We start from the raw sequence: 10639 nt of genomic DNA on the forward strand, positions 1-10639 counted from the left end.
GGGCCGCTCCCAAGGCAAAAGCGTTGGGGGGCCGTTCCTTTCGCCGGGCCGCTCCCAAAGCAGAAAAAACGCCCCGCTCACCCATCCGGACAGGGGTAAGCATGAGCCTCGCGAGACCCTATTTTTGCCTAGAGCGAACAGTCTAGGCCCCGTCTTGACGCTGTCTAGACGGGGGTAAATGTTCCTATAAACAGTGGGTTATGGCGTTTCGACGCATTCTGTCGCAATTCTCGCGAACCAGGCGCTTCCGGATCGGACATTCGCTTTTGTGACGCGCATCACACAAGCCCGCCGATGGGCTCATTAGCATCTTTCCTTCATGAGCCGACATTGGTCGCCGTGGCCATCGTGCTCATGCGCAAGGCTGTCCCCTTTCAGACTCGTGTCAACGGAGAAGTGCATCATGGCAACCATCAGCATCGAGCAGGCGCGCGAAGACGTCACTGCGATTTTCCTGTCCTACCTGGGCCGTGCCGCCGAATACCAGGCGGTTTCCTACTATGTCGACAACTACATGTCGATCCTGGAGGCGTTGGGCGACGATCCGGCCGCGGTCGAGAACGGTTTCAAGGCCTTGTCGGCCGAAGTCTATGCCACCGGCGCCGCCAACGGCGAAGTGCCCTCGGCCGGCTCCACGACCAGCGAGGAATACGTCAAGTGGATCTACCAGAACGTGCTGGGCCGCGAGGCCGAGCCTGAGGGTCTGGCGTACTGGGTCGCTGAACTGGACAGCGGCAACTCACCGCGTGAAGCGCTGGTTGCGGTCATCCTGGTCGCGGTGGACGGGCAGCCCGAGGACAGCCGCGACAAGATGTTCTACAGCAATCGCCTGGAAGTCGCGCAGGAGTTCGGCAAGTTCGAGAATTCGAACCCCGGCGTGCTGGCGAACCTGCCCTACAACGCGGCGCAAGTGATGGAAGGCGTGACCGAAGATCCGGCCACCAAGGAAGCTGCGTTGGACAAGCTCTACGTGGCGACGGGCGGTGGCCAGAGCGCCATGCTCACCCCGGGCGTGGACAACCTGGTCGGTACCAGCGGCGACGACATGTTCACCGCGCTTCCGGTGAACGCTGCCACCGGCGCCGCCGCAACGACGCTGAGCGCGTTCGACAGCATCGATGGCGGCCTGGGCAACGATACCCTCAGTATCTATGCCTACGACGGCCAGAATGCCAGCCTGCCGGACAGCGCGACCATCAAGAACGTCGAGACCATCAACATCTACAATGATGGTATGTTTGACGACGCCTTCGGCGGCGCATCCGGCGTGGATGCCTCGCGTTTCGTCGGCGCGACCGAGGTCTGGCAGATCGGCGGGTCGAACTATGTCACCGACCTGGACGAGGATGTCGTCGCGGGCTTTCGCAACATCGTGCTCGCGGACGAAGCGTTCTTTGCGGTGGTCGCCGCGGATGACGCCACCAGCCTGAACGTCGAGTTCGACAACGTGACCGGCCTGCCCGAAGGCGATGTGCCGGGCGCCGGCTCGGTCGTCACTCTGTATGCCGAAGGCGACGCCCTGACGGACGTCACCGTCGATGGGGACTTGGTGGGCGCCGACGAAGCATGGCTGGACCTGTACATCGAGAATACCGGCGGAGCGGCGGTGGAGACGCTGACCGTCTCCACTGCGATCAACGCGTTCCTGCGCGTGACCGGCGATGTCGGCACGATCGATGCCTCCGGTTCCTCCGGCAAGCTGATGTACGTCGAGGGCGAGTCGGCGGCCGAGGGCACGGGCTTCATCGGCGGCTCGGCCGATGACCTGATCGTGGTCGAAAGCGTCACGCTGGATTCGTCCTTCGACGGCGGCGAGGGCACGGACAGCCTGTGGATCGGTGGCGACGGCGTCTTCCAGACCGAGACCTACGATGCGATCAATGCCGGCCTGGTCAACATCGAGGAACTGGTGTTCCTCGGCGACGACGTCGAGCTCGACGCCAGCCAGCTTGCCGACTTCACGTCGCTGGGCTTTGCGGGTGGCGGCGAGGTCGTGCTGAGCAACCTGGCTGCGGACCAGACGGTGGTGCTGGTCGATGCGACGTGGTTCGTCGATCCGGAGGCAGAAGAGGCCGGGGGCCCGGATTCGCTGCTGCTCGAGAGCGCCGCGGCCGACGTGGCAATCGACGTGCAGACCAGCAAGTGGGTGACGATCGACGTGGGCGCGGTGGGTGCAACCGGGGGCAGCCTGACCGTGAGCAGCGCGGACGCCGGCGACCTCGGCTACGACAATACCAGCGGCAAGTTCTCCACCATCGACGTCTCGGGGTTTCTCGGCGACTTCTATCTGGCGGGGATGGCTTCGAACGTCAAGGAAACCCTGATCCTCGGCGCCGGCAGCGCCGATGAGATCGAAATCACGGTCGACGACACGAGCTCCTCGAGCTACGGCGCCATGGACGTGATCGAGGGTTTCGACGCGACCGAGGACACGCTCAACGGGCTGGGCGACGTCACCGGCATCACGCTGAGCGCAGGCGTCAGCTCGCTGCAAATGGCGTTCTCGGAGGCGGCTACCGCGTCCGACGGGCTGGATGGCGGCGTGGTGCTCTTCGTGTACGAGTCCAACACCTACCTCTTTGCCGACACGACCGGTTCGGGCGTGTACGACAACGCGGACTTCGCGCTCCAGTTGGTGGGCACGTATACGGCCGACGATCTCAGCTTCGTCGAAGCCTGATCGTGAGGGACGGCGCCCCGTATCCCGGGGCGCCGCGGTGCGCGGACCGCGGTTCGCGCATCACACCACGCCGAGCCGCTGCAGCACGGGCAGGCGCAGTTCCCGGAAGTCGCGGTGGCGGCGCTCCATCTCCGCCGTGTGCTCGGCGTCGTCCTCCAGCAGTTTGCCGTCGCGCAGCAGCCGCTGGTTCTGGGCAAGCAGGGCCTTGATGGCGAAGGTCGCCGGTTCGGTTCGCTGGCTGTCCGCATACAGGAAGAGCTGGTGCAGGCGGTCCACGCCGACGGCGCCGCCGGTGAGCGGGCTGGCCAGCACGCGCAGTTCGGCGGAGTACGGAGCGCGCGCGAGGACGGCGCGGTTGAAAGCACGCACCCGTTCGGCCCGGTTGGCGCCGGCTGCCCCTTCGACGCAGATGTCGACGTGGCCCAACCCCAGGAGGATCTGAATCGCCTGGCGCAGCTTCAGCCAGCCATGTTCGGCGATCTCGCGCACGCCGAGCAGCTCGCGGATGGCGCGCGGCCCGCTTTCGAGCTGCGCGAGCAGGGGGCCGTAGATGTCCTCGTGCAGAGTGGCCTCGCCCAGGGGCGCCTGGACCTTGCGCGGAACATCGGCGGCGCGGCAGAGCAGGACGATACGGGTCCGGGCCCATTGCCCCTGCGCGACCACTTCCGGGATGTCGATGCGGCCCTTGACGTACAGGTCGCGCCGAAAGGCCTGGCCGACCAGCAGGTCGCGGGTGGTTTCGCGCAGTGTCGTATTGGCGATGCCGCCCATGAGCTGTTGCTGCTCGGGGCTCAGGTTGATCACGTCGACATGATCGAGCAGGGTGGCGCTGGCGGCGAACTCGAGCTTGGCCTCGCCCATGTCCGATTCGACCTCGGAGAACGCGAAGGGCTGCCAGCAGCCGTTCAGGTATTCATGCGCGACATAGTTCGGATCTTCGGTTTGGATGCGGTCCAGGCGCTGCGCCGCGGCCGGGTTGGCGCGGAAATAGATGCCCTTGGCGTCGGCGATTCCCCGTGCGAACGCGAGCGCGCCCTGCAGGCGGTTCGGTGTGCTCCCGCTGGCCTGGCTCGCGTGCAGATGGATCAGATGCCGCAACGGCGCGGCGGCCGCCCAACCCGGCTGGGTGTTGTAGGACACGTAGGCCACGCCGCCGGGCTTGAGCTTGCGGCGCAGAAATTCCGCGATCGCGGTGCGGTTGACGGCGTCCACCCAACTGTAGATGCCGTGCAGGCAGATCATGTCGAACTGCGGCAGGCCGGGAACGTCGATGAACTCCTGGAAGCTGTGTTCATAGAATCGCACGTTCGGCGTGCCGGCCTCGGCCGCCAGCCGTTGCGCGCCGGCGATGTGCGCCGGGTTGAAGTCGTTGGCGTGCACCTCGATCTGCGGATTGGCGGCGGCGATCAGGTTGGCGGTGACGCCCTGGCCGCAGCCCAGTTCGCAGTAGGCGAGCGGCTGTTCCGCGCCGGGGGCGACGACGCGCCGCTCCAGCAGTGCGAAGGCCATGAGGGCGGGCGACATTTCGCGGTAGTAGCCGTGCGTGTAGCCGATGTCCGCAACATAACCCTGCGTCCACGAATTCATGCGATCCCCCCTCCTGAGCCTGAAAGGCGTCCATTTTGACCCAGTGCGCGGCGAACGCAAGAACCCGGCGACGGATCGGCGTGAAGCAATTGCCCTGGGGCGCCAGAATGCGACAATGGCGCATGTTCACGGGGAGCCCGATGCGTACCATCAACACCTTGACTGTCATGTATGACGAGAACGAGGACCGGCTGCATTTGGCCCTGAGGTGCTCTGACGGGCACGAGCAGGGGCTTTGGCTCACGCAGCGGCTGGCCAACCTGTTGCTCAAGGTATTGACAGGGCGCGTGGCCGAGAAGGCGGCCGAATCCGAGCGGGCGCATCGCCGCCAGGGCGCTCCGGCGCAGTCCCGGGCGGCCGCCGGCCCCGCCGCCGCGTCCGAGCCGGCGCAATCCATGGGCGCCGGCGGCGCAACGCATGAGGCCGTGCCGGTCGAGGTGCTGCGCAGCTCCCCCCACGGACTTGTCCACACGGTCAACGTCGTGCGTCACGACAACGGGCTGATCCACCTGGTCTTTCGCTGGGACGCAGAGGGCGCGGCCGCGCTGCCGCTCGACTCGGCGGCGCTGGCCCGGGTGCTGGATATTTTCCGCTTGCGGTACCGCTCCGCAGGCTGGTCGACCGAGGGCGTCTGGGTGGAAGGCAAGGGCATTCCTTCGCTCGACGCCGGCATGCCGCCCAACGCCACCCTCCACTGATAGGAAGGCCCCTCTACGCGCTCACGCGCACCCCCTCAGGGGGCGTGTTGCCCTGCACCAGGGCGGCATAGCCTGCGCGCGCGTCCGGCCAGCGCAGTTCGAAGCCGCTCGCCTTGAGCCGGGCATTGCACAGGCGCTTGCTGCCCACGCCGCGTGGGGGCGGGCCGTCCGGCACTGCCGGGCCGCCGACCAGTTCAGCAAGATGGGCGTAGAGCACGTGCAAAGGCAGCGGGGTGTCGTCTCCCCCCAGATAGACCGGCGCGGGCGCGTCGAGGCGTAGGAGGTGCCGGGCGGCGGCGGCCGCGTCCTCGATGTGCATGCGGTTGGCCCAGTGGGGCGGCTGCCTGGGCGCATGGGCCTCGCCGCGGTGCAACCGTCCGAGCAGGCCGAGCCGGCCAGGGCCGTACAGCCCGGCGAGCCTCAGCACGACGGCGTCCGGCACGCGCATGCGCAGCGCCTCTTCTGCCTGGAGCAGAATCCGGCCGTTCTCGCCGAGCGGGGCGCATGCCGTGTGCTCGTCGATCCAGTCGCCCGCGTGTTCGCCATAGACTGCCGTGGATGAGACGAACACCCAACGCTGGGCTCGACGCGCCGCCGGCAGCGCGTGCAGGTGCTGCAAGCCGTCGACGAAGACGCGCCGGTAATGCGCGGAGTCGCGGGCGTCCGGCGTCGGGCAGTAGAGCACCTGGTCCAGGTGTGCGGGCAGGCTTGCCTGCAGGGACGCGGGTTCGGCCAGGTCTGCCGCGACCCATTGCAGACGGGGTTGCGCTGCGTCGGGGCCGGCTGGAACGGGGGGCCTTCGGCGCAGCGCCCATACGCGGGTTGCGGGGTCCGACGCCAGCAGGTCGTGAGCGACGCGCAGGCCGAGGTCGCCGCAGCCGGCGATCAGTACGTGATGGGGCATGAGGGCTCCGGGTGCGCGACAATGGCGGTTTGTCCTCAATTGTCCTCGTCATGTCGAAAACCGCCAAATCCATGCCGGAGCCGGCGTGTCCCTGCGGCTCGGGGTTGCCCTACGCGGGTTGCTGCGCCCGCTGGCACCACGGCGCCGAGCGCTTGCGCGCGCCCGATGCCCAGGCCCTGATGCGTTCTCGCTACAGCGCTTTCGTGCTGGACGAACTGGGCTATCTCATCGATACCTGGCACCCCGATACCCGGCCGGCAGCGCTGGAGCCCAACCCGGCTGGCCTGAAATGGCTGGGCCTGGAGGTGCGCGAGCATCGCCAGCTCGATCCCGAGCATGCCGTCGTGGAGTTCGTGGCGCGCAGCCGCTGGCAAGGCCGCGCCAGCCGCCAGCACGAGCGCAGCCGGTTCGAGCGCCAGCCGGACGGCCGCTGGGTCTATGTCGATGGGGAGAGCTTGGCATGAGCGCCACCGTTCGGCCGCCCGAAGGTGGCGCGTCGCCTCGCGCGGGCGAGGATGTCGCGGTAGCGACAGGAAGCAGAGCCATGATCGAATTGCGTAGACAAGCGCTGGCCGCACTGCTGGCGAATAGCTGGCAGGCCAAGCTCGACGCCACGGCCGGGCTCGATGGGATCGCTGCCGTGGACGCAGCGGCCCGCCTGCAGGCGCCTGCCGGCGTTCCAGGGCGCCCCTCGGCGCCCGAACTGGTGCCGGCCACCAGGGTCAAGCAGCGCTCGGTGCACAGCGAACGCGGGCGCGCCGTGCTGCTGCATGCGCTCGCGCATATCGAGTTCAACGCGATCAACCTGGCCCTGGACGCGATCTGGCGATTCCCGGGACTGCCGGAACCCTATTACCGCGACTGGGCCCGCGTCGCGGTGGAGGAATCCTTGCACTTTCGCCTGCTCAACGAACGTCTGGCCAGCCTGGGGCACGCCTACGGCGACTTTCCCGCGCACAACGGACTGTGGGACATGGCCGACAAGACCAGGGACGATCTGCTGGCGCGACTGGCGCTGGTGCCGCGCACCCTGGAGGCGCGCGGGTTGGATGCTTCGCCGCTGATCCGCGACAAGCTCGCCGGGGTGGGGGACGCGGCCGCGGCGGGCGTGCTGGACATCATCCTGCGCGACGAGATCGGCCATGTCTCGATAGGCAACCACTGGTATCGATGGGTGTGCGAACAACGCGGCCTGGACCCGCTGCCGACCTACGATGTCCTGGCCGAGCGCTACGGAGCGCCGCGCCTGCGCGGCCCGTTCAACCGGGAAGCTCGACTCGCTGCGGGCTTCACCCCGGAGGAGATCGACAAGCTGATATCGTCGGAACATTTGGCAAGGGCTTGACGCCTCCGGAATTGGTGTTCGATTGGCAGGAATTGAAACCAAGTGCAGAGGCGCCCTGGGGGCGGATGCATTCGTTTGTGACGACACGCCCGTTTGTGATCGCGGTCACAACGTATCCGAGAGTCGGTTGGATAGGATGAATAGGCAAGGGAGCGTTGCACGCCATCCTGGCGAATGCGAACTCCCTGTTGTCTAGTCAACCAAATTCAGGAGACTTGAAAGATGGCATCGATTGGTATCGAAGAAGCCCGCACTGAAGTTGCCGGTATGTTCATGGCCTACATGGGCCGTGCCCCCGAATACGAAGCAATGAGCTACTACGTCGAGCGCCTGCAGACTCTGGCCGAGGAGCAGGGTGATGGCGAGGGCGCGCTCGACAACGCTTATCTGGCGCTATCCGCCGAGGTTTATCAGTCGGCGCAGGCCAATGGCGAAATCCCGAGCGAGGTGAACTCGACCAACAGCGAGTACGTCACGTGGATCTACAACAACGTTCTGGGCCGATCCCCCGATGAGGAAGGCCTGAACTACTGGACCGAACAACTCGATTCCGACACCTTCTCGCGCGAAGACCTGCTCGCCGTCGTCATCCGTTCGGTGCAGAACCAGGACCCCGAGAGCCGGGACGCGATGTTCTTCAACAACCGCCTGGAGGTGGCGCTGGAGTTCGCCAAGTTCGAAAATTCCAATCCCAACATTCTGGCCGACCTGCAACACAACGCGGCTGACATCCTCGCCGGCGTGAACGAGGATCCGGCCTCCGTCGACGCCGCCAAGGACATGCTCTACACCGCCACGGGCGGTGGCGAAAGCCTGGTGCTGACCCCGGGCGTGGACAACCTGGCGGGCACTTCGGGCGATGACGTGTTCTCGGCCCTGCCGGTGAACGGCGCCGACAGCACGCCGGCGACGACCCTGAACCAGTTCGACTCGCTCGACGGCGGCGCGGGCCGTGACACACTGAACATCTATACGGACGAGGCGGGCAACAACACGACCCAGCAGGGCAGCGTCAAGAACATCGAAGTCATCAACATCTTCAACAACGGCACAGTGTTCGCCGGTGACGCCGGCGTCGATGCCTCGCAGTTCCAGGGCGCCGAGGAAATCTGGCAGAACAACGAGGCCACCAGCGTGCGTGAAGTCGGCGACGACGTGACGGTGGGCTTCAAGGACATCGAGGCCGACTCGGCCCTGGCCGCCGAGGCTGCCGACGGCACGGCCGAGCTGAATCTAGCCTTCGACAACGTGGCGGCCGCCGCGGGCGAGGGCGAGCAAGGCGGGGCCGGCCTAGTGGGCGTGCTGGCATCGGGCGAGAATCTCGACACCGTGAACCTCACCGGCTCGCTGGCCCCGGCCGCCGAGGGCGCGGACGAGCCGATGGTCGTGTTCGGCGCGGTCACGGGCGATGCGGTGGACACCGTCTCGATCAATAGCGAGATGGACACATGGATCGTCGGTGCCTTCGGTGAAAGCGTGACGACCCTGGACGCTTCCGGCTCCACCGGCGACCTCCTGTATGTGCATGGCCTGATCGACGAGTACCGCCCGGCTTTCATCGGTGGTGAGGGTGACGACACGGTGGTTGCGGTCGACCTCGGCCTGAACGACTCGCTCGATGGCGGCGGCGGGGACAACAGCCTGATCCTGCTGACCGATGGCGAATACCAGACCGAGGACTACGACGCGATCAACCAGGCGCAGAACTTCGGCAACCTGGCCTTCGTTGGCCCCACGATCGACGTGGATGCTGCGCAGATCAGCAGCTTCACCGACCTGACGGTGGCGGGCTCGGACGTTACGGTCGATAACCTGTCCGCCGAGCAGACTATCGAGGTGATCGATCCGGCCTTCCTGCTGGACGGCGGCGAGGATCTGGACGCTTCGGCTGAAGGGCTGCTGGCGCAGCTCGGCGAGCAGTCGGGCGACAGCTATGCGACCTCCGGTTCGCTGGCTGATGCGTTCGCAGCCAACAGCGCCACCACGCTGGCCCTGAACAACGCGGCAGCGGATGTGTCGGTGCAGGTGACTGGCGCGATCGACTTGACGCTCGCCACGGGCGCCGGCGATGACCTGGGCGTAACGGGCGGCACGCTGGCCGTGACCGGCGGCCAGGAAGCGGTCGCCGAGGGTGACGCGGGCAGCACGCTGACCTATGACAACGCCGAGGGCAAGTTCTCGAGCATCGATGTGTCGGAATATGTGGGTGAATTCTCGCTGCTGGGCATGAATGCCGACGTTGCCGAGACGGTGACGCTGGGTGCGGGCAGCGCCGACAGCATCACGCTTTCCGTGGCGAGCGCTGGTGAAAGCTCCTCGCTGTACGGTGCGATGGATAGCATCGAAGGCTTCGAAGCGGGCGTCGACAGCCTGACGCTCGAGGGCGGCACGGCCGAGTTCCTGGACTTCGGCGGCAACCAGCCCGGCTCGTTGCAGGAGGCGTTCTCGCTGGCGGCCCAGTCCGACCTGAGCTCCGAGGACGGTGTGGCCGTGTTCCATTTCGACGGCAACACCTATCTCTACAACGACGGTGACGGCGCCGGCGCCTACGACGACGGCGATTTCGCGGTCGAACTGGTCGGCGTCTACAGCGTCGAGGATCTGTCGATTGCCGAGCAGACCGTCTGAGGTCAACGGCCGTTCTCAGGTTCCGGGCCGGCGTAGGCCGCCCGGAACCGCCGGGAAAAAGCGGGGTTCTGCCCCGCTTTTTTTGGGTTCATCGCGCCTTACCGGGGAATGCGGGGGCGGATTGTCAGGGAGCAGTATTTCTGATCGCGGTATCCGCAGGCCCTGCGTTCGATGACCTTTTCGCCAGGCTCAAGGCTGCGCGCATCTGGCAAGAAGCTGCAGCACGGGCACGTCGGCTCGTGCCGCGGCAGCTTGATCAATCCTCGAACACGTCGTCCAGCCTCGCCGCATCCAGCACGCGCAGCAGCCATATCTGAAGAGTGTCCGCCGACGCGGTCTGCACGCGCTCGCGGGCGGCTGGGGGCAATGGGCCGAAGCGGCGTTCGAGGAGGGACGACAGTGCCTGGCGCAGCCCTTCGTGATGGCCTTCGCCGCGTCCTTCTTGCCGACCTTCCTGTCGGCCCTCGAGACGCCCCTGCGCCAACCCCTGCGCCAACCCCTTCTCGATCCCGATGCGCTCCACACTCGTCACGTAGGCCACGTCGTACTCCTTCTCGATGGCGTCCACTGTCTCGTTGAACCGGCGCGCCTGCACCCGCGGCAGCGTGAGCACCCCGTCGATGAACGTGAACAGCCGGTTCACGTCCGTCTCGCCGTAGGTGTATTCGTACAGCAGGCGCAGCAGCCGCGTCTTGCGCGCCAGCCGGGTTTCGGGCCCGCCCGCGGCGGCCGATTCGATCTCGGCGAGCACCACCACCGCGAACGGGTTGTGTCGGGCCATGCCCAGCAGTTCGTCC

At 66.5% G+C, this 10639-nt stretch carries 8 protein-coding genes; 5 read left to right on the top strand and 3 right to left on the bottom strand.

Annotation, left to right across the window (positions count from 1 at the left end; translation table 11 throughout):
• Positions 1–403 precede the first annotated feature (403 nt).
• Positions 404–2680 (top strand): DUF4214 domain-containing protein, encoded by a 2277-nt coding sequence (locus tag FOZ76_RS18585; RefSeq protein ID WP_170235530.1) that lies wholly within the window; start codon positions 404–406, stop codon positions 2678–2680.
• 60 nt (positions 2681–2740) lie between these two features.
• Here FOZ76_RS18585 and FOZ76_RS18590 read toward each other — a convergent pair whose 3' ends face one another.
• Complete coding sequence (locus FOZ76_RS18590; protein ID WP_143949792.1) at positions 2741–4267, bottom strand: methyltransferase regulatory domain-containing protein; 1527 nt, start codon at positions 4265–4267, stop codon at positions 2741–2743.
• A 140-nt stretch (positions 4268–4407) separates the two neighbouring features.
• On the opposite strand from FOZ76_RS18590, the gene FOZ76_RS18595 reads away from it, so the two are divergent.
• On the top strand, positions 4408–4965 hold the full coding sequence (locus FOZ76_RS18595; RefSeq protein WP_143949793.1) for a hypothetical protein: 558 nt from the start codon (positions 4408–4410) through the stop codon (positions 4963–4965).
• Between the two features lie 13 nt (positions 4966–4978).
• Here FOZ76_RS18595 and FOZ76_RS18600 read toward each other — a convergent pair whose 3' ends face one another.
• Positions 4979–5869: an NAD-dependent epimerase/dehydratase family protein gene (locus FOZ76_RS18600; RefSeq protein ID WP_143949794.1), complete on the bottom strand. Its 891-nt coding sequence runs from the start codon at positions 5867–5869 to the stop codon at positions 4979–4981.
• Positions 5870–5919: 50 nt separating this feature from the next.
• On the opposite strand from FOZ76_RS18600, the gene FOZ76_RS18605 reads away from it, so the two are divergent.
• The 3 genes from FOZ76_RS18605 (at position 5920) to FOZ76_RS18615 (ending at position 9842) form a co-directional block, all read left to right on the top strand.
• Positions 5920–6333 carry a YchJ family protein gene (locus tag FOZ76_RS18605; RefSeq protein ID WP_143949795.1) on the top strand — a complete coding sequence of 138 codons (414 nt, stop codon included), beginning with the start codon at positions 5920–5922 and terminating at the stop codon, positions 6331–6333.
• Positions 6334–6413: 80 nt separating this feature from the next.
• Entirely contained in the window at positions 6414–7214 is an 801-nt protein-coding gene (locus FOZ76_RS18610; protein WP_143949796.1) for a ferritin-like domain-containing protein, read from the top strand.
• Positions 7215–7436: 222 nt separating this feature from the next.
• The gene (locus tag FOZ76_RS18615; RefSeq protein ID WP_143949797.1) at positions 7437–9842 is read left to right on the top strand and encodes a DUF4214 domain-containing protein; all 2406 of its coding nucleotides are present in this window, start codon (positions 7437–7439) and stop codon (positions 9840–9842) included.
• A 256-nt stretch (positions 9843–10098) separates the two neighbouring features.
• Here FOZ76_RS18615 and FOZ76_RS18620 read toward each other — a convergent pair.
• On the bottom strand, positions 10099–10639 hold a 541-nt coding region (locus tag FOZ76_RS18620; protein WP_484444108.1), incomplete at its 5' end, for an RpnC/YadD family protein.

Source organism: Verticiella sediminum, from assembly GCF_007558815.1.
Classification (GTDB): Bacteria; Pseudomonadota; Gammaproteobacteria; order Burkholderiales; family Burkholderiaceae_B; genus Verticiella; species Verticiella sediminum.